We start from the raw sequence: 18,115 nt of genomic DNA, 5'->3' as shown, positions 1-18,115 counted from the left end.
CGTGGCGGCCCTGGCAGGGACGGCGACGGCGCCTTGATCCGTCTCGGGCGGCAGCCTCGAGCGAGCCGAGGCGAGGTCCTGCGTCACCGTCTGATGCGCCGGGGCGGCGGCTAAGAACCTGGCGGCCTTGCCTGGTTGGGTCCGGAGGGCGTCGGCGCAGGCGCGTCGATCATCACCGTGTTGAGCGGGTCTCCTCTTCGACAGGACCGGGCCCGGCAGGGCCGCGGACCCGCGCGATCGGTCACGCCATCCCTAGGGCGGGGCGGGCCAGGTCAAAGCCGACCTCGCGGGGCGAGGCGCGGGCCGCCGGAGCCTCCGGCCTTCCTCCGCTGCGCTGCGTGCAGGCCGGTGTCCAGCCGCCCGCGGGCCTTGGCCCGTCCCTCCTGCCCCGCCCTGCCAGGACGCGTGATCGCGGCAGGGACCGCGAGCCGCCGGGGCCCCTCCCGGCGGAAGACGGAGAAAGACCATGCTCAACAAGGTTCAACTGATCGGCTTTACCGGCGCGGACGCTGAAATCCGCGCCACCTCGGGCGGCAAGGCCCTGGCGGTCCTGCGCGTCGCCACCAGCCGCTACACCAAGAAGAACGGCGAGCGTCAGGACTTCACCACCTGGCACCAGGTGGAGATCTGGAGCCCCGCGACGGTCAAGTGGCTCTCCTCGCGTCCCCTCCCCAAGGGCTCGAAGGTCTATGTCGAAGGCGAGATCCGCAACGAGCACTACACCGACAAGGACGGCCAGGAACGCTACTTCACCAAGGTGGTGGTCGCCGGTCCGGGTCACGAACTGAAGTCGCTCGACCGTCCCGAGACCAATCCCGAAGACGAGGAGGCCTGACCGGCCGCCTCCCCGCCCCGGAGCTTCCGGCTCCCGGGGCGGGTCTTTTGGGTAGATGGCGTAACGCACACTTAAAGGCTATAAATGTGCGTCACCCAGACTCCCTTTTTTGGCGCGGAGAACGGACCTGTTGGACGCTGCGGTCGAAGGGCTGTTTCTGAACCTCGCCAAGGCCGAGGACACGGTGAGCCGACTCGACGCGCGCGCCCAGACCTGCGCCTTCGCCGAAGGCTGGGCCGCGCGCGTCGACTTCATCGAGGCCAATGGCTGGGGCTGGGTCAGCGGCGAGATCGTCGACATGGAGGACCTGGTTCTGCACGACGCCCAGATGGACGCGCGCTTGCCCGACCAGGCTCTGCGCGCGACCTATGGCCTGGTGCGCGCTCGGCGTCGGGCGCGCGGCGCGGGCGCGGAGCTGCAGACAGCCCATGGCGCGGCCTGGCTGGCGGGCTATCGCGGCGAGCCGCCCCTGTTGGCCCCCTCCTCTATCGAGCCTGACGAGGTCCAACTCGATACCGGCCCGGAGACCCGCGACCTTGTCGGCGAGCTTACCCACCTTGTGCGGTCCCTCAGCCGGGGCGAGACGGCCGATCCGCTCGAGGCGATCGAGGAATGGGTGCAGTGGACGCGCCGCCTGCCCGGTCGCGCCCCGGCCTTGTTGCGCGCGGCCGCGGCCCTGGAGGGCTGGCGCCTGGTCAATCCCCTGCCCCGCCAGACCTTTGTCGGCGGCGTCATGGTCGCCCAGGCCCTGCGTCTGTCAGGACGAACGCGCTCTTGTCTCCTCGCCTTCGAGGCGCCGCGCCGCACCCACCTTCAGCCGCCGCGCGGCTTCATGGCCGCCTCGACCGCTGCGCGCCTGGCTTACTGGCTGAAAGTCGTGGCCGTCGGGGCCGAGGCGGGCCTTGGGGAGATGAAGCGTTTGGAATTGGCGCGTCAGGTGGTGCTCAAGCGCGTCGGAGGCCGCAGGTCCAACGACCGCTCGGCCGATCTCGTCGACCTTCTGCTGGCCAGGCCCCTGGTCAGTGCGGCGATGGCGGCCGAGCACCTGGGCGTCGCCGGCCATACGGCCCGGCGGCTGCTGACGAGCCTGGGCGCGTCGGTGATGGAAGTCAGCGGCCGCTCGCGTTATCGCGCCTGGCGGCTGTAGCGCGGGGGCTCAGCCAGGTGGGCAAATGGGGAAGTTCCCATTTGGGCGTCTGGGGTGTTGCGCGGCCCGGCGAAGCAGTTCAGCTCAAGGCGTGGTCTTGCCCTCTTGAGGACTTGCCCAGAACCCCCTCGCCCCATCATGGCAAGAGGGCAAATCCCCATTTGGGTATCTTACCCAAACCGGGAAGTTCCCGGAACCCCGTTTGCGAACTTGGGTATCTGGTTTAGAGTGATGTTCACCAAATGGGCTCTGGGTTAAGTCCACCCTTGCCCATCTGGGATGAAGGTGTTTTGCGAATTTGGTGAAGCGGGTTTCTGTGGAAAAGTTGCTTTCCACATGTCCCCAGAACCCCATTTACCCACTTGGGTTAAAACCCTGTTCACCAATTGCCCATAACCTAATTTGAGCAAAAGGGGACCTCGGCAGAAACCCAAGACCCCAATTGCCCAGTTGCCCATTGCCTCAGAAGGGAACTTTCCCATGGCGGTCATCAGCGTGTGTTCGACGAAGGGCGGGGTGGGCAAGACCACCCTGGTCATGTGCCTGGCCGACGCCTTCGCCCGACAGGGCGGCTCGGTGGCCATCGTCGATGGGGACCCCAACGGCCACGTCGCCAGCTGGCGCGAGCGCGCCGGCGACGACTGCAAGGTCACCGTCATCAGCGAGGCCAACGAGACCAGGATCCAGGACGTCATCGCCAACGCCGCCAGCGAGTACGCCCTGGTCTTCGTGGACCTGGAAGGCGCGGCCTCCCAGGCGGTGACCTACGCCATCGCCGAGAGCGACATGGTCCTGATCCCGACCAAGATCTCGGGCATGGACCTGCAGGAGGTCTACCGCACCTACGAGGTGGTCAAGCGCGCCGAGAAGATGCTCAAGCGCGGCATCCCCGCGCGCGTCGTGTTCAGCCAGATGAACCCGCTCTACAGCCGCGTGGCTGGCCATGCCCGCCAGGAGATCCGCGACAACAGTATCCCGGTCCTCAATACGGAGATCATCCAGCGCGCGGCCTATCAGCAGATCCACTTCACGGGCATGACGCCCAGCGCCCCCGGCGGGGAGGCCAAGGCCGCGCGCGAGATCGCCGCAGTGCTGGCCGAGCTGCTTGAAGCGCTGGCCAACCAGGCCCAGGCGGCCTGATAGGGGAGGGGAGACCATGACCGACAAAGCCGCCCGCCCGGCCTTCCAACCGGCCCCACGACCCCGTCCGATCAATGACGCGGGCGCCACCGAAGCCCTCCGCAAAGCCACCGAGGATTTGGGCTTCAATCGCACGACCAGTGCGCCTGCCGGCGTGATCGAGGCGGACGTGGCCTCGCCGGCCCAGGCGACGCCCGCGCCCGCGCCAAAGGCCTTGGCGGTCGCGCCGGCCCCCCGCGCGGCTCCCAAACCCAAGGCGGTCAAGCCCGCTCCGGCGACCGACTTCTCCGATCGCGAGACCTCGCTGAAATTCGTCATCGACGATGAGCTGTCGACCGCGCTGAAGCTGGACGCGGTCAGGCGGCGGGTGACGGTAAAGTTCCTGGTCCTGGAGGCCTTGGCCGAGAAGGGCTACCCGGTCGATATGGCGACGCTCCACGAAGACGGACGCCGGGTGAGAAAATAGGAAGATGGGCAAAAGGGCAAAAGGGCAAATGGGGATTTGCTCCCCCCCGTCGATGACTTGGGTGGATCCGCCGGTGTGGCCGCGGCCATCCGGCACGCGGCGGCGATGAAGCGAATCGCGGTACGCCAGATGATCGTGAGAGTAGGGCAGGGCGCATGACGGCCCCCAAGGACCGCAACAACCAGTTCGACCTGTTCATCCCGCTGATGCGGGATCTTTCGCTGAAGGATCAGCGCGAGACGATGGAGCGGCCGTTCTTCTCGCTGCAGAAGCGCAAGCGCCTCAAGCCGATCGAGTACAAGAGCGCCGACGGCGAGGTCACGGTGAAGGTCGAGGCGATGCCGGCCTACGGCATGGCCACCATCTGGGACGCCGACATCCTGATCTGGGCGACCAGCGCGCTCAACCGCATGAAGGCCGAGGGCCGCAACGACGTGCCCCGGACCCTGCACGTCACCGCCTATGACCTCTTGCGCACGATCCAGCGCGACACCGGCGGCAAGGGCTATGCCGACCTGAAGGCGGCGCTGGATCGTCTCGCGACCACATCGATCCACACCTCCATCCGCCGGCCCCGCAAGGGCCACGACGCGCGCTTCAGCTGGCTGGACGAATGGGGCGTGGAGACCGACGGCCAGGGCAACCCGGTGGCGCTGCGTATCGTGCTGTCGAACTGGGTCTGGGAAGGGATCATGAACGAGAAGGCGGTGCTGACCATGCACCCCGACTATTTCCAGATCTCCGGCGGCCTCGAGCGCATCATCTACCGCATCGCCCGCAAACACGCCGGCGACCAGGACGACGGCTGGACCTGCCGGGTCAGCCTGCTGCACGAGAAGAGCGGCTCCGACAGCGCGCCCAAGGAATTTGCGCGCATGTTGCGCAAGATCGTCGAGGCCAACGACCTGCCTGAGTACGACATGGCCTATACGACAGCCGGGGACGGCTCCCAGGCGGTGAGGTTCATTCGCCGCTCGGTCGTCGAGCGCATCCAGGTCCAGGCCGAGCTTGAGGCCGAGACGGCCACGCGGGTCCGCCGGGAGCGGGAAGATCGCCGTGCCGTCGAGGTCGACGGGCTGATCGAGCCTTGGACCAAGCGCCGGGTCGTGCGCGATGACGACTAACGGTCTATCGCACACCGCGATTGCCGACTCCTCATATTTTCAAGTAGTTGCCGCCAGGACTTCAAGTAACGCCTGGCCCTGCGGGACGGTCTTTCACACACCAGAGTCGCCCTGGCCGCCCGCCAAATTGGTAAACAGCGGGTTAAAACCGGGCGCGGACGCCGATTTTCAGCGCCAAAACGCCGGCGGCGGCCGTGGAAGGGACACGTCGGGGTTTCACACACCCGATAAGGCCCGGCTTGTCGGGGTTTCGCACACCGCCTGGGCCTTTCTTCGGGGTTTCACCCACCGAAGCGCCTCCAATCCGTCGGGGGGAACGCCCGCCGGAGGTGGGGGTAGGCCCTCGGGGTTTCACACACCGAAATCGGCCTTTCGTTCGGGGTTTCACACACCCGGTTGAGGGAGCTGCGTCGGGGTTTCGCACACCGCGCCATCGCGGTTTCGCACACCGGGCGCCAGGGCCATGCTTCGGGGTTTCACCCACCCTGGACTCGGCTTTGCCTCGGGGTTTCACACACCGGGGTCGGTCCGGATGTCGGGGTTTCGCCCACTGGTGGGCCTTCACGGGAGCGCGGGGCCATCTAAGGGCGGATTTTGGCCCCGTCAGATGTTCGCGGGACCGGCAGAACGCCTAGTTGGCGGGGATTTTGCGGCCTCAGCGGCCTGAAAGCGTCGGGGATTCGCCCACCGGAGGGACTTCGGGCCGGGTTCGGTCTTTCACCCACCGGTCCAACCTGTGGATGGCACGGGTTTTCACCCACGCTTCCTGCGGGGGAACGCCCACCCAAGCCTCGGGGGAACAGACACCGATCCACGGGGTATCGCCCACTGGGTGTTTCGCCAAGCCACGGAACGCACTCAGGTTTTCCTCCCTGTCAGGCCCCTTAACTTAATTAACTTCGTACATAACAATATCTCTAACGGCGCAGCTGACGCGCCGCCGGGAAACACAGGGCCAAAAGAGGGGCCCTGTTTCCCCGGCTCGGGGTCTGCGACCCAGGCCGGGAACCCCGAGAAGGCCCGACGACCCCGGATTTCTCGGGAATTGCCGAGACCATCGACCGGGTGAGAGCCTTGGCCATGCATCGAGGGCTCCGCATCGCCTTGCTTGGTCTGATCCCCGCACCGATCGCGGCGGTCCAGGCCCTCGCGCCCGCGCCGCTGGTCCTGGTCAACACCTCGCCCAGCGAACCGACCGGCATCTACGTCCGCTCCCGCCTTCCGCCGGCGGTCGGGCGCATCATCGCCTTTCGGCCGCCGCCGGGCGCCTATCCCTATGTCGCCGAGGCCATGCCCGAGCGAGCGCGCACCAGCATACTCAAGGCCGTGCGGGCCGGGGCAGGGGATCTTGTCTGCGCCGACGAGCGGCGCGTGCTCGTCAACGACCAGGTTTGGCCGGCCGCGGCGCGGATCGATCGGCGCGGTCGGTCCCTCCCGCAGTGGCGCGACTGTCGGCGCCTAGCGGCCGACGAGGTCTTCGTGCTCTCGACGCGGATCCCCAACAGCTTCGACAGCCGCTACTACGGTCCGGTCCATCGGGCGGAGATCCTCGGCGTCTACATGCCGATTCTCACCTCAGAGACGCCTTCGTGACCTGGGGGCGGGTCCTGGCCGGCGCCATGGCCGTCCTCGTCCTGGCGACGGCCCCGGCTAGCGCCTGGGGTCAGGTCGCCGCCGAGCGCCCGGACCTTGCCCGGCTGCGGGACGTGGTCGATGCGCCAGGCGGGCGCGACGCCATCGCCCGGGTGACCTGGGCCGAGGCGGCCGGGCAGGGCGACAGCGGCCTGGCCGGTGTGGTCTACACCATCCTCAACAGGCTCGCGGCCGGGCGCTGGGGCGACAGCATCGACCAGGTCGTCAATGCCCGCGCCCAGTTCGAGCCGGTGCTGCGGGCGGGCGGCGACTGGCGCGCCTTGCCGGCGGTGCGCCCGGCCGAGCGCGCGCGCATCGACACCATCTTGAACCTGGCCCTGGAGGGCCGGCTGCCGGATCTCACCGGCGGGGCCCTCTATTTCCAGAACCCCAAGATCGTGGCCGCGCGCGCAGCGGCCGGAACGGTGTCGCCGCGCCTGGTGCATTTCGGCGGAGCCGCGCCCAGCGTGGTGATCGGCGATCACGCCTTCTATCCGGGCCAGGCGGGCAGGACGGGCGCCGCCCCGCTCGATCCCCTTGCGGCGGCGGGCGGCGCAATCTTTCCCGATCAGGGGCGCTCGCCCGATGCGATTGACGTCTCGGTCCAGGCGTCAGGAACCCTTGCGCCGGCCGCGGCGGGTGCCCGTGGCCTCGTCGTGCTGCCGACGGGCGAGATTGTCGAAGACCCCGCACGGCTTGCCGCGCCCCAACCCTGAGCGACCGATCCGCGCCCTGGCAGGCCGCTGAGGGCATGGGCTGCCCGAGCCCGTGAACGCTTCCGCCGATCCTGCCCTGTCACCCGGTCCGTCAACCCGCTGGCGCGGGTGTCGCGCCGCGCGCGGCGCGGACGGTGACGGTCCAGGGCCCGACAGGCCCGGTCGACGAAGACGCTCATCGGGAGCGTCGATCGGAGACCAGACCCATGACCTTCACGCGCACTGAAAAGCTCATCGTCCTGATCGGGTTCAAGCTGACCCTCGTCGTCGGCTTCTTCGCCTGCCTTGGGCTGACGGCGTCCTTCTTCATCGGGCGTCCAGCCGGCCCCAAGGCCCTGATGCTCTTCGGGGCGCTGCTGGCGATCGATCTGGTGGCCATGGCCTATCTCGCCCTCTGTCAGGTGCTGGTCGGCAAGTCGCGCGGCGGGGAGGGGGCGTGAGCCCTCTCTTTGCGTGACGCTGGGCCGGGGTTGCGCCTCATCGGGGCGCGCCCTTCCTGAGCCTCGGCGCCCGCTCGTCTCCACGGGCCCGGCGCCAGGGCGCCAGATCCCGGTCGCCTCGGCGTCCACCCGAGGGCCCGCCTCGCTGGCGAGCGCCCTGAAGGCGCTCGTCGCCGTCGACTTGCGACGGCGCGGCTTCGGCTACTGAGCCTGGAGGCGCCTCTTCCAATCCTACCCTGTCACCCAGCCCGTCAACCCGCTGCGCGGGTTCCCCTCCGGGCCCGCGCGAGCGCGACCCCTGCGGTGACTGGCCGGGGCCCGACAGCGGGGAAGGGACAAAGGCGCTCAAGGGGAGCGTCGGCCTAGCCGGAGATGTCCCATGTTCGAGTTCACCAAGACCACGTTCGATCACATCGACGACGACCTGATCGCCCAGCATCTGGCCAGCGGCATGCCGCGATACAGCAACACGCTCTATCTTCTCGGCGGCGGCTTCATCCGGCGCTGGACCGACGACGAGGCGGCGGCCCGTACACAGTTACAGGCCGACCGGACCGATCCGAACCTGTCCTGGGCCATCGCATTCGACCACATGACGGTCTGGGCCGTGGATGTGGCCTTTGCGCCCAACAGCAAGTCGGCAGAGCAGCTGCGAGCCGAATGCGACGAGGCCCTGGACGCGATGTTCGAGCGGTGGGTAAGCGCGGAGGAGGGGGCGCGCTAAGCTCCCTTTTTGCGCCCGCGACCCTCAATGCTTGGCTCCGCGGCCGCGCCCTCCAATCTCGCCCGCGCCATGGCGTCGAAATCCGGCAGGGACGGCGCCGGCGTTCCTGGCAGCGGCGCGATGGCCAGCCCGAGCGTATCGGCCAAGGCCTTGCGATCTCGCGGGCGACTGACCCGTCGATCGAGCACGTCGAGCAGTCGCGCCATCAGGGCCGCACCCTCGTCATCGGCGCGGGCCTCGGCCAGCAGCGCGCCGCCCAGCACGATCTTGGCGCGGGTCTCGCGCTTGCGCTCGGTCTGATCGAGCAAGGCTTCGAGGCGCTCGACCCTGGCCTTCCAAACCTGAAGGCGGCGTCCTTCGTCCTCGATCTGATCGAGCCGCGTCACATGCCCGCGATGCCGGGGCAGGGCGCCGGTCAGGTTGGCCAGGGCCGACCGGGCGCGGTGCTCACGGTCGGCCAGCTGCACGGCGAGGTTCTGCAGCCGACGCGCCTTGGCGGCTGGGCTCTCGGGAGCGCGGCGGGGAGCGCGCTTGGGTCTGACGGCGGCTTCCATCGAGAGGCTTCGGCTTGAACTAACGACGGATTGAGCGTACCCCTTCTCAGCACATAGTGACAAGGGCGTAGTTATGCGTTGCGTTGCAATGCCTGCGGTCGGGAGACCCGGCAGCCCGCCGACGCCGAAAGATCGGGGCGTCGTCTGGCGTCGAGCCAAGGGGCAAGCCCCTTAGCGATCCCGTTCGCTGCGCGGCTTGAAGATCGGGCGCTCCACGCCCAGCAAGGGAAGGATCCAGTGGCCCACTATCGGCTGGAGGTGAAGGCGATCAAACGCAGCGACGGCCGCTCGGCCGTGGCCGCGTCGGCCTATCGCGCGGCCGGCAAGCTCTTCGACGAACGCCTCGAAATGGTGTTCGACTACACCGACAAGGGCGGGGTGGCCTTCACCGGGATCATGGCCCCGGCCGCCGCGCCCGCCGAGCTGCAGAACCGCGAGCGGCTATGGAACGCGGCCGAGGCGGCCGACAAGCGCGCGGACTCGCGCACCGCTCGCGAGATCCTGGTGTCGCTGCCCCACGAGCTGTCCGACGATCAGCGCCACGGCCTCGTCCGCGCCTTCATCGCCGAGAGCCTGGCGGGCAAGGGCATGATCGCCGACTACGGCATCCACTATCCCGACGCCCACGGCGACGAGCGAAACCATCACGCCCACATCCTGGTGACGACCCGCCGTGTCGGGCCTGAAGGCTTCGGCTTCAAGGCTCGGGAGTGGGACAACCCGGACGCAGTGAAAGCCCTGCGCCTGGAGTGGGAGCAGATCCAGAACCTGCATCTGCGGCAGCATCTTGGTCAGGAGGCACCGCAGGTCACCAGCCGCAGTCTGAACGATCAGGGCCTGGACCAGGAGCCGACCATCCACCTGGGGCCGGCCGCCTCGGGGATGGAGCGGCGCGGGGAGGCGTCCGATCGCGGCGATATCAACCGCCGGGTCCAGACCCGCAACGCCGAGCGCCAGACGCGCCCCGTTCAGGTGCGCGAGCTCGAGGACCAGATGGCGGCCGGACGTCCGCGCCAGGCCTATCCGATCGATGCGGTGATCCGCGAGTTCGAGGCCATCCACCAGACCATGGTTCGCGAGCGCGACAGCTGGGCCCGCGCCCAGGCGCGCGTCACCGCGCCGATCGAGGTTCCGACGGCCCGGTCCGTGGTGAGCGAGGTGATGGGCGAGGCCCTTTCGCGACGGGCGGCGGCGGCCCGGCGACTGGACTGGACCCAGAACCGCATCGAGCAGGGCAGGGCGCGTCGCCAGACCCTGGTGCGATGGGTCCGCAACCCGGTCCGGATGATCTGGGCGGCGCATGCCGAGATGAACGCGGTCGATCGGGCGCGCGCGGCGGACCGGCGCGCGGAGGTCGATCTGAAGGTTCGCCAGGAGTGGCTGCGCAGCGAGGCCGGCCGGGTCTATCTCGCCTCCCGCCTGGATCCTCCGCGGCAGGCGGCGGCGGATGCGCGGCGCGAAGCTCGGACCCTCGAGCGCAAGATCAAGCGCGCCGACCGCCGGATCGAGGCTGTGGCCCGTACGCGGGTCAAGCTCCTGGTGGCCCGAGAGCTTGGGCATGACAGCATAGTCGCGCCCACTCGCATGGACCTGGGCGTGGGGCAGGCGGTGCGCGAGGTCGATCGCCGGGCGGTCGACGTGGTCAAGGCCCACGCGCCGGTCGCCCAAGAGCGGGCCCTGAGTAAGGTCATGGCGCTTGTGCAGGGCAAGGTCCCAGGGATCGGGCCAGATCGCTGAGAGTGCGCGTTAGGTCGGCGCTGTTCGCATGGCCAAGACCCAATCACGCAGTTTCCCGCGGTCGATCGCCTCCACCGGATAGGCGCGCGCCTGGCGCACGCCGTCGGTCCCGGGAGACAGCTCCGTGGTGGTGACGATCAGGCCTGACCCAGCCTTCTCCCAGAGCACGTCGGCATAGACCGACTTGAGCAGGGTCTTGCCGATCTTGCGCTTCTCACGCTTGCACTGGACGATGATCAGGGGCGGGAGGCTCGGATTGTCGTCCTTGGGAAAGACGCGGACGTCTATGCCGTCATCGTTCCGACCCGGCCCGAGCTCGGCGCGAAAGCCCTGCTTCTCGAAATGCTCGGCGGTCAGCGCCTCAAACTGGCGCCAATGGACGTCGTCGATCTCCTCGTCGAAGTTGCGGGCGATGTAGTCGATGAAGCGCTGGTCGAAGAACTTGCCGTACAACGTCTCGAGGTTTTCGCTTTTGAAGAGATCCTCGAGCTGGCGCGTATCGGCCCAGTCGGTGCGACGGATGCGCGTCCAGGGATCGATCTGCTGATTGACGTCGATTCCGCGCAGGTAGGCCATGGCGACGTCGAGCCCGGGCCCGCCGAATTTCTCGGCCGCGCGCTTCATGAACGGGGTCGGGTCCAGGCCGCTGGCGGGCGCCGGCCCGGACAGAGCCGTGTCCATCCATTCCACCAGCATCTCGCCGATCGGGCCGGTGAGCTTCCCGCGGACCGGATCGCCCTTGTATCGATGATAGACCCCGCCGACCGGCGGCAGGACGGTCGGGGTGGCCACGTATCCGACCTTGTACAGCAGATAGGTGGCCGCCTCCTGATAGGTTGTCGATTCCACGCGCATCATGCGCGCCTCGGGCCACACGAGCCGCTCCGCCAGCTTGACATCGTAGTCCTTGAGCATCGCGCCGATCCGCGTACGCGAGAGCGCCAGGCCGGCCTTGAAGCCTACGACTTCGGCCAGGCTGTCGGCCAGATCGTGGTTATCCATCCAGATGCCGCCCATCGACGTCTCCTGCTCGGCTCCCCGGGACCTTAGCCGGCAAGGGCGGGGCCGGCGCAAGCGCCCAGACCCTGGAGAAATGCGGAATTGGCCCGCCGCGCCGCCTGGGCTCTGCTGACCATATGAGCATGTCCGTCAAGGCCCGCTGGCTCGCGCCCCTATGCCTGTTGCTGGCGCTGATCGGGCTTTGGGCCGCGACCCAGACGGCGGCCCATCTCTTCGCCTATCCCAGACCGTTCGGGGCGGGTTGGGGCGAACTTGGCCCGATAAGGATCTATGCGCCCTGGTCGATCCTGACCTGGTATGGCCGTTGGGCCGCGAGGCACCCGCAGGCCTTCGATCAGGCGGCGCTGGTCGGCCTCTGCGTGTTCGTCTGGCCGATCCTTTTGATCGCCGGCTTGACGCAGCGGTTCGTCGCTCGGCCCCAGCCCTTCGGGACGGCGGCGTGGGGCGGCTTGGCCGAGGCCAAGGCCGCGGGCCTGCTCAATGGCGAACGGCTCACCGGCCGGGTGCTGGGACGGCTTAAGGGCAGGCTCCTCACCTTCACCGGGGTGGAGCATTGCATCTTGGTGGGCGCATCGCGGTCGGGGAAGGGCGCGGGCCATGTGGTGACATCTGAGACCGCCTGGGGCGAGAGCCAGTTCACCTACGATCGCAAAGGCGAGCTCTGGCATATCACCGCCGATCATCGCCGCAAGTTCTCCCACACCTTCTACTTCGCGCCGACGGACATCAACACCGCCCGCTGGAACCCGCTGTTCGAGGTGCGCAAGGGGCCCATGGAAATCGCCGACATCCAGAACATCGTCGGCATTCTGGTCGATCCGATCGGGCTCAAGCAGGGCAATCTCGACTTCTTCGACCAGAGCGCGGCCAACTTCTTCACCGGGGTGATCCTCCACGCCCTCTACACCGCCCCCGACGAGCTGAAGAACCTCACCTACGTCCGCCGGCTGCTGATCGACATCAACGCCACCTTGGACGCCATGCTGGGGACCAAGCATCGCTGGCGCCCCGATCCGCGGGCCGCCGCCGGCCTGGCGCGGGACGCGGACGGCGAGCCGATCGCCGAGGTGCATCCGGAGGTGTGGCTAGGAGCGACGGCCTTTCGCAGCATGGAACCCCGGGTGCGCTCCAGCGTCCTAGCCACGGCGCAGAAGTCGCTGGCCTTGTGGGCCGATCCCCTGGTCTCCCACGCCACGTCCTGGTCGGACTTCTGCATCGGCGACCTGGTCTGCGCCGAGGCGCCGGTCAGCTTCTACCTGATCACGCCCCAGGCCCATGCCGATCGCCTGGCGTTTCTCGTGCGGGTTATGCTGCGCCAAAGCCTCAACAGCCTGATGGAGACCATCGACGCCGACAGCCGCGGGCGCAAGAAGCGCCATCGGCTGCTGATGATGTTGGACGAGTTCCCCAAGCTCGGAGCGCTGCCATTCCTGGAGAACGCCCTTGGCGAGATGGCTGGCTACGGGGTCACCGCCCACCTGATCTGCCAATCGTTCAACGACGTTTTCAAGCACTATGGCGTGCACACTTCGATCTTCGACAACTGCCACATCACCGCCGCCTTCGCGACCTCCGAGCCGACCAGCATCGAACGGATCATCAAGCGGGCCGGGCGCTCCTTGGAAATGCGCGAGAGTTTCAGCGATCCGAGACTGATGTTCGCCAAGGGACACCGCAGCCGCAACCAGGCCGAGGTCGAGCGCTATGTCCTGGCCGAGCAGGATGTTCGGGCCCTGCCAGGCGGCAAGCAGTTTCTGTTCGTCAACAATGCCAAGCCCTTCCTGGCCGACAAGATCCGCTTCTGGGAAGAACCGTTGTTCTCGGTCCACTGCCGCGACTTTTTTCACGGAGAAAAGGCCGGGTTCGTCCAGACGCCCGAGACCCTGGACGTTCCAGGAAAGCCCCCAATCGACTGGCTGGGCGTGCGCGCCATCGAGGAATACGCCCCGCCCATGCGCGGCGCCGATGTCGCCATGACTCTCGCCTGCGCGGACGGGCTCAGCATCGTCGACCTCGTCTACAACGAGGAGGACTAGGCGTGACGTCTTCGTCCCAGGAATCGCTCGACCGCAAGCACAGCGCCCTGCGCCAAGCCATGGGACCGGTGATCGCCGCCGCCCTGGCCGAGGCTTCGGTGGTGGAGGTGATGGTCAATCCAGACGGCGCGATCTGGGTCGAGCGGATCGGCCAGGGCCGGGTCTTCAGCGGGGAGCGCATGGCGCCGGCCGACGCCGAGCGGATCCTGCGGCTGGTGGCCGACCATGTGGGAGAGGTGGTCACCCGTGACCAGCCCTTGGTCAGCGCCACCCTGCCCAGGTCAGGCGAGCGCTTTCAGGGCGTGTTCATGCCGGTGTCGACGGCGCCGGCCTTCACCATTCGCAAGCGGCCGGAGGTGATCTTCACCCTCGACGACTATGTGAAGACGGGCGTCATGACCGACGCGCAGGCCCAAGCGTTGCGCGCGGCCGCCAAGGGCCGCGACAACATCCTGATCGCCGGGGGCACGGGCAGCGGCAAGACCACCCTGGCCAATGCGGTTCTGGCCGAGCCCGCCTTCGCCGCCGATCGGGTGCTGATCGCCGAGGACACGCCTGAACTGCAGTGCTCGGCCAAGGATCAGATCGCCCTGCTGACCAAGCGCACGGAGCCGGCGGTGACCATGGCCGATCTGGTTCGAGCCGCGCTGCGCCTGCGCCCGGACCGCATCATCATCGGCGAGGTCCGCGACGGCAGCGCGCTCGACATGCTCAAGGCCTGGAACACCGGGCATCCCGGCGGCCTGGCCACGCTTCACGCCAACAGCGCGCGAGAGGCGCTCAGCCGCCTGGAAGACCTGATCGGCGAGGTCGCGCCGCGTGTGCCCCATCGGGCGATCGGCCAGGCCGTCAACCTGGTGGCGTTCATCCGTCGCGCGCCGGCCGGCCGGTGTCTGGAGAGCCTCGTTCGGGTCGAGGGCTGGATTGACGGCGATTACCCCCTGACGCCCGTCGCGCAATGACGTCCGAAATTTGTCTACACATTTCGGACATGACCAGCGGCCGATCACAACTGACCTCTACCATGGACGACCGGATCGCCAAGGCGGCCGGCCGCCAGGTGTGGACGCCGTCGGACTTCACCGACCTCGGCGGTCGCGATGCTGTGGACAAGGCGCTGCAACGCCGGCTGGCGCAGGGCGTGCTGCGCCGGATCGACCGGGGACTCTACGACAAACCCAAGCTCAACAGCCTGACCCAGCAGCTGAGTCCGCCCGACCCGGCCGCCGTGATCGACGCGGTGGCCCGCCGCGACCACATCCGGCTGCTGATCGACGGCATGACGGCGGCCAACGACCTGGGCTTCACCAACGCCGTGCCGGCCAAGATCGTGGTCCATGCCGACGCGCGGCTGCGGTCGATAAAGCTTGGCCAGATGGCCATCACCTTCCGGCCGACCGCGGCCAGCAAGCTCTATTGGGCCGGCCGGCCAGCCATGCGCCTGGTCCAGGCGCTGCACTGGCTGCGCGACACGCTTGGCCAGGACGACGTCGGCCAGGACTACGCGCGGCGGGTGGGCAATCTGCTCGCCGATCCCAAGACGGGGCCGGCGCTGCGCCGGGACCTGACCGACGGATTCGCCGCCCTGCCCAGCTGGATGCAGGACCTGATCCGCCCGCACATCGCCGATGAGTTGGCCCAGGCGCCGGCGCCATGATGAATCCAGCCTTCGATCAGGTCATCGGCGCCGACGCCGAAACGCGCCTTGGCCTGTTCAACACCACGGCCCAGCGGCTGGGCTCCACGCCCTCGAACATCGAGAAGGACTTCTGGGTCTGCTGGACCCTGGACGCCCTGTTCAACGGCCTGCCCGCCGAGCCGCGCCTGCTGTTCAAGGGCGGCACCTCGCTCTCCAAGGGGTTTGGGCTGATCAGCCGCTTCTCCGAGGACATCGACGTGACGGTGTTCCGGGCGGACCTGGACTCGACGACCACCATCGCCCAACTGCAGGCCATGGGCTCCAATGAGCGCAAGCGTTGGCTCGAGGCGCTGCGGGCCCGGTGCGCCGACTATATCCAGGGCGAACTGCGCGAGCGTCTTGTCGCACTGACGGTCGCCTGCGCCGCGCGCAACGGCCTGGACGCCGGAGCCTTCGCCGTCGACATCGACCTGGACGACCAGGATGGCCAGAGCCTGCTTCTGCGCTACCCGCCGTGACGGCCGACGACCCTTATGTTCACAAGCTGGTCAAGATCGAGAGCGGGTCCAAGTCGGCCCTGGATCCGACCAGCCCAGGACCATCAGACCCTATGCGGACGGAGATCTGCCGGGCGCGGATCTGGCCGTGGCCGGCGTCGTCACGGTCGATCCGGAACGCACCTTCTGGGACAAGGTGGTGATCCTGCACGGCTTGCGGCGGGCCTTCGACGCCAATGGCGTGTTGCGGGGCGAGGGCCAGCGGGTCTCGCGCCACTACTACGACATCCATCGGCTGATGGAGAGCCCGGCGGCCCGGGGCGCCCTGGGCGCCCAAGCCCTGGGCGCCGACTGCGTGGCCCACGCGCGCCTGTTCTTCAACCGCCCCGACGCCGACCTGGCCTCGGCTCAGCCGGGGAGCTTCGCCCTGGCGCCGCACGACGACATGATTGTCAAGCTGGCGCGCGACTACGCGGCGATGAGCGGCATGATCTTTGGCGCTGTTCCCGACTTCGAGGCGGTGCTGTCCAGCGTCACGCGGCTGGAGGCAATGCTGAACGCGCCGGCCGCGACCTAGCCGGGGATGGGCGCGGTTCAGCCGCGGACGGTTCGGAAGGTCACCGAGTAGCGCAGGGCCTCGACGTCGGGGATGGAGTGCTGCCAGTCGCTGCGCGAGGGGCCGCTCATCAGATAGCCGAGCGCGGCGCGGCGATGATCGAGGCGCGCTCCCAGCCGGCCCCGGCCCTGCGACGCGGGCGGAAGTTGCAGGGCGACAGCAGCGAGACGCCGGCGACGGCCACGGCCCGCGGACGGTCGCGGTGCCAGCCTATGTCGGCGCCGGGCGAGTACTCGGTGACCAGGGCGTGGCGGAACCGGCCGCAACGCCCTAAGTTTCAAGAGAGAAAGGCACCGAGCGGCGTTCATGTTCGAGCACCTCGAAGGCTCGATCCACGGGCGGGAAAGCCCGTTGCGAGCAGTCGTTACGCTCGCAAATCCGACAGCTAACCCCAATCCGGGCCGGCGGACCTTTCAGGTCCAAGCCTTGTGCATAGACGAGACTGTCAGCGTACTGCACTTCACAACCTAAACCCAGCGCGTAGCGCCGATCGGGCTGTAGGTAAGCGCCCGAGGGTTTGACGACGCCCTTGGCGATGCTGACATAGCCGACGCCATCCGGCATTTCGGCCAGTTGTACGAGCCACTTGTCGGGGGTGGCGAAGGCGTCGTGCACGTTCCACAGCGGGCAGGTCCCGCCAAAGCGGGCGAACTGAAGCCGTGTGGCGCTGTGGCGCTTGGTGATGTTGCCGGCTTGATCGACACGCACGAAATAGAACGGCACGCCCCGCGCGCCGGGTCGCTGGAGCGTCGAGAGCCGATGGAAAACCTGTTCCAAGCTCGTCTGGAACATGAGGCTCAGGCGCTCAGTGTCGTGTCGCGTTGCGAGTGCGGCTTCGCGGAAACGCTCATACGGCAAGAGCATCGCGCCCGCCGCATAGTTCAACAGCGCGGTGCGGCAAACCTTGGCCGCGCCCTCGCTACGAAAGCCCGCCGCCCCCAACTCCATTTCGACCGTATCAGAGAGCGATGCGGCGACGATCTGATAGGCCATTTGGAACGATCGCGTGGCGGGGCCCTGGGGCGCGCCGAGGGTCAAAAGGCCCGCTGCCGGATCGAACCGGCGTAGAAGATCCGGCTCGGCTGATCGTGTCACGCCTATGCCCTGTTTTTCCCTCAACCAGCGCTCCAGCACCGTCTCGACAGGCTCGGGGCCATCCAAGCCGAGTTCGGCCGAGAGGGCTTCAGCGGCAACGTCCAGGCTATGAACGTAGTTGTTCTTGTAGTGGAAGAAGTCGCGGACTTCCTCATAGGGCAGGAGGGCGCTGGCCGCGCCCCGCTCGTCCAGGGATACCGCTTCCTCGGTCGTCTTGAGGCGCTCATCAAGTCGACGATAGGCGTCATGTAGCGCCAGGAAGGCCCGGGCCAGGTTCGGCGTGTTGGCGACTGCCGACTTCAGTTCCTGCAGCCCCGGAGGCTCGCCGCCGGGGATCGTGTCGGCCGTAGCCTCGCGTAGATCCGCGACCATCCGTTGGTCGTCGGCGACATCGAGGGTCGCGGCCTCGACCTCGAAGACCCGCATCACATCGATCACAACCCGCGCGGTCACCGGCCGCTGATTGGCTTCGATTTGCGAGAGATAGCTTGCCGACAAGCCAAGCCGTGTGGCGCAGGCCTCCAAATTCCAGCCTTTCGCTTGGCGCAGCAGGCGGAGCTTGGGGCCGATAAACAGTTTATCTCGCATTTTCACAACTTTGCAACTTTACAGATTTCGCTCACTCAATCTGGCTTCAAAGCTTGATTTTGATCCGGTTTTTGTTGCCGGCAAGCGCAAAAATCGCATTTTGCAATAG

At 67.8% G+C, this 18,115-nt stretch carries 18 protein-coding genes; 15 read left to right on the top strand and 3 right to left on the bottom strand.

Annotation, left to right across the window (positions count from 1 at the left end; all coding sequences use genetic code 11):
• Positions 1-466: 466 nt before the first annotated feature.
• From AC1RNC_RS21940 to AC1RNC_RS21900, 9 genes are all read left to right on the top strand, one after another.
• On the top strand, positions 467-835 hold the full coding sequence (locus AC1RNC_RS21940; protein WP_062098489.1) for a single-stranded DNA-binding protein: 369 nt from the start codon (positions 467-469) through the stop codon (positions 833-835).
• A gap of 130 nt (positions 836-965) precedes the next feature.
• The gene (locus AC1RNC_RS21935; protein ID WP_062098487.1) at positions 966-1,982 is read left to right on the top strand and encodes a DUF1612 domain-containing protein; all 1,017 of its coding nucleotides are present in this window, start codon (positions 966-968) and stop codon (positions 1,980-1,982) included.
• Between the two features lie 480 nt (positions 1,983-2,462).
• The gene (locus AC1RNC_RS21930; RefSeq protein ID WP_062098485.1) at positions 2,463-3,122 is read left to right on the top strand and encodes an AAA family ATPase; all 660 of its coding nucleotides are present in this window, start codon (positions 2,463-2,465) and stop codon (positions 3,120-3,122) included.
• A 16-nt stretch (positions 3,123-3,138) separates the two neighbouring features.
• Positions 3,139-3,588, top strand: coding sequence for a hypothetical protein (locus tag AC1RNC_RS21925; RefSeq protein WP_062098483.1), 450 nt, complete (start codon positions 3,139-3,141; stop codon positions 3,586-3,588).
• 155 nt (positions 3,589-3,743) lie between these two features.
• A complete protein-coding gene (locus AC1RNC_RS21920; protein WP_062098481.1) occupies positions 3,744-4,712 on the top strand; it encodes a replication initiator protein A in 969 nt (322 codons plus the stop codon).
• Between the two features lie 1,080 nt (positions 4,713-5,792).
• Entirely contained in the window at positions 5,793-6,305 is a 513-nt protein-coding gene (locus AC1RNC_RS21915) for a S26 family signal peptidase (protein WP_062098479.1), read from the top strand.
• Positions 6,302-7,060, top strand: coding sequence for a cell wall hydrolase (locus AC1RNC_RS21910; RefSeq protein ID WP_231737554.1), 759 nt, complete (start codon positions 6,302-6,304; stop codon positions 7,058-7,060). Before AC1RNC_RS21915 ends, AC1RNC_RS21910 begins: the two co-directional genes overlap by 4 nt.
• A 206-nt stretch (positions 7,061-7,266) precedes the next feature.
• Complete coding sequence (locus AC1RNC_RS21905) at positions 7,267-7,500, top strand: hypothetical protein (protein ID WP_062098477.1); 234 nt, start codon at positions 7,267-7,269, stop codon at positions 7,498-7,500.
• Positions 7,501-7,879: 379 nt separating this feature from the next.
• The gene (locus tag AC1RNC_RS21900) at positions 7,880-8,224 is read left to right on the top strand and encodes a hypothetical protein (RefSeq protein ID WP_062098475.1); all 345 of its coding nucleotides are present in this window, start codon (positions 7,880-7,882) and stop codon (positions 8,222-8,224) included.
• On the opposite strand, the gene AC1RNC_RS21895 is transcribed toward AC1RNC_RS21900, so the two are convergent.
• The gene (locus AC1RNC_RS21895; RefSeq protein ID WP_062098473.1) at positions 8,221-8,778 is read right to left on the bottom strand and encodes a hypothetical protein; all 558 of its coding nucleotides are present in this window, start codon (positions 8,776-8,778) and stop codon (positions 8,221-8,223) included. The two genes, AC1RNC_RS21900 and AC1RNC_RS21895, sit on opposite strands and share 4 nt — an antisense overlap.
• A gap of 237 nt (positions 8,779-9,015) precedes the next feature.
• Here AC1RNC_RS21895 and mobQ point away from each other — a divergent pair, with 237 nt between their 5' ends.
• Complete coding sequence (mobQ, locus tag AC1RNC_RS21890) at positions 9,016-10,515, top strand: MobQ family relaxase (protein WP_062098471.1); 1,500 nt, start codon at positions 9,016-9,018, stop codon at positions 10,513-10,515.
• A gap of 9 nt (positions 10,516-10,524) precedes the next feature.
• Here the strand turns inward: mobQ and AC1RNC_RS21885 are convergent, their stop codons facing one another.
• Complete coding sequence (locus tag AC1RNC_RS21885) at positions 10,525-11,532, bottom strand: restriction endonuclease (protein ID WP_062098469.1); 1,008 nt, start codon at positions 11,530-11,532, stop codon at positions 10,525-10,527.
• Positions 11,533-11,651: 119 nt separating this feature from the next.
• Between AC1RNC_RS21885 and AC1RNC_RS21880 the strand changes: the two genes are divergently transcribed.
• The 5 genes from AC1RNC_RS21880 to AC1RNC_RS21860 all read left to right on the top strand — a co-directional run bounded on the left by AC1RNC_RS21880 (position 11,652) and on the right by AC1RNC_RS21860 (position 16,284).
• Positions 11,652-13,571, top strand: a complete 1,920-nt coding sequence (locus tag AC1RNC_RS21880) for a type IV secretory system conjugative DNA transfer family protein (RefSeq protein WP_099582558.1) — start codon at positions 11,652-11,654, stop codon at positions 13,569-13,571.
• A gap of 59 nt (positions 13,572-13,630) precedes the next feature.
• The gene (gene trbB / locus AC1RNC_RS21875; protein ID WP_492888359.1) at positions 13,631-14,533 is read left to right on the top strand and encodes a P-type conjugative transfer ATPase TrbB; all 903 of its coding nucleotides are present in this window, start codon (positions 13,631-13,633) and stop codon (positions 14,531-14,533) included.
• Between the two features lie 62 nt (positions 14,534-14,595).
• Complete coding sequence (locus AC1RNC_RS21870; protein ID WP_295107976.1) at positions 14,596-15,228, top strand: DUF6088 family protein; 633 nt, start codon at positions 14,596-14,598, stop codon at positions 15,226-15,228.
• Positions 15,225-15,728, top strand: a complete 504-nt coding sequence (locus tag AC1RNC_RS21865; RefSeq protein ID WP_255357732.1) for a nucleotidyl transferase AbiEii/AbiGii toxin family protein — start codon at positions 15,225-15,227, stop codon at positions 15,726-15,728. The genes AC1RNC_RS21870 and AC1RNC_RS21865 overlap by 4 nt, the downstream gene beginning before the upstream one ends.
• Positions 15,694-16,284, top strand: a complete 591-nt coding sequence (locus AC1RNC_RS21860; RefSeq protein WP_255357733.1) for a nucleotidyl transferase AbiEii/AbiGii toxin family protein — start codon at positions 15,694-15,696, stop codon at positions 16,282-16,284. The genes AC1RNC_RS21865 and AC1RNC_RS21860 overlap by 35 nt, the downstream gene beginning before the upstream one ends.
• Before the next feature lie 309 nt (positions 16,285-16,593).
• Here the strand turns inward: AC1RNC_RS21860 and AC1RNC_RS21855 are convergent, their stop codons facing one another.
• Entirely contained in the window at positions 16,594-18,006 is a 1,413-nt protein-coding gene (locus tag AC1RNC_RS21855; protein WP_062093533.1) for a helix-turn-helix domain-containing protein, read from the bottom strand.
• Positions 18,007-18,115: the final 109 nt, after the last annotated feature.

Source organism: Caulobacter sp. GW822-FHT01G02 (genome assembly GCF_058802865.1).
This window is presented reverse-complemented; position numbering and strand designations above follow the sequence as displayed.

What these genes read in the sequence shown, in the direction of transcription:
- AC1RNC_RS21860 (WP_255357733.1), top strand. Translation starts at nt 15,694, where the DNA reads ATGGCCAGAGCCTGCTTCTGCGCTACCCGCCGTGACGGCCGACGACCC.
- AC1RNC_RS21865 (WP_255357732.1), top strand. Translation starts at nt 15,225, where the DNA reads ATGATGAATCCAGCCTTCGATCAGGTCATCGGCGCCGACGCCGAAACG.
- AC1RNC_RS21880 (WP_099582558.1), top strand. Translation starts at nt 11,652, where the DNA reads ATGAGCATGTCCGTCAAGGCCCGCTGGCTCGCGCCCCTATGCCTGTTG.
- AC1RNC_RS21900 (WP_062098475.1), top strand. Translation starts at nt 7,880, where the DNA reads ATGTTCGAGTTCACCAAGACCACGTTCGATCACATCGACGACGACCTG.
- AC1RNC_RS21940 (WP_062098489.1), top strand. Translation starts at nt 467, where the DNA reads ATGCTCAACAAGGTTCAACTGATCGGCTTTACCGGCGCGGACGCTGAA.
- AC1RNC_RS21930 (WP_062098485.1), top strand. Translation starts at nt 2,463, where the DNA reads ATGGCGGTCATCAGCGTGTGTTCGACGAAGGGCGGGGTGGGCAAGACC.
- AC1RNC_RS21920 (WP_062098481.1), top strand. Translation starts at nt 3,744, where the DNA reads ATGACGGCCCCCAAGGACCGCAACAACCAGTTCGACCTGTTCATCCCG.
- AC1RNC_RS21925 (WP_062098483.1), top strand. Translation starts at nt 3,139, where the DNA reads ATGACCGACAAAGCCGCCCGCCCGGCCTTCCAACCGGCCCCACGACCC.
- AC1RNC_RS21905 (WP_062098477.1), top strand. Translation starts at nt 7,267, where the DNA reads ATGACCTTCACGCGCACTGAAAAGCTCATCGTCCTGATCGGGTTCAAG.
- AC1RNC_RS21885 (WP_062098469.1), bottom strand. Translation starts at nt 11,532, where the DNA reads ATGGGCGGCATCTGGATGGATAACCACGATCTGGCCGACAGCCTGGCC.
- trbB (WP_492888359.1), top strand. Translation starts at nt 13,631, where the DNA reads ATGGGACCGGTGATCGCCGCCGCCCTGGCCGAGGCTTCGGTGGTGGAG.
- AC1RNC_RS21895 (WP_062098473.1), bottom strand. Translation starts at nt 8,778, where the DNA reads ATGGAAGCCGCCGTCAGACCCAAGCGCGCTCCCCGCCGCGCTCCCGAG.
- AC1RNC_RS21915 (WP_062098479.1), top strand. Translation starts at nt 5,793, where the DNA reads ATGCATCGAGGGCTCCGCATCGCCTTGCTTGGTCTGATCCCCGCACCG.
- AC1RNC_RS21855 (WP_062093533.1), bottom strand. Translation starts at nt 18,006, where the DNA reads ATGCGAGATAAACTGTTTATCGGCCCCAAGCTCCGCCTGCTGCGCCAA.
- AC1RNC_RS21870 (WP_295107976.1), top strand. Translation starts at nt 14,596, where the DNA reads ATGGACGACCGGATCGCCAAGGCGGCCGGCCGCCAGGTGTGGACGCCG.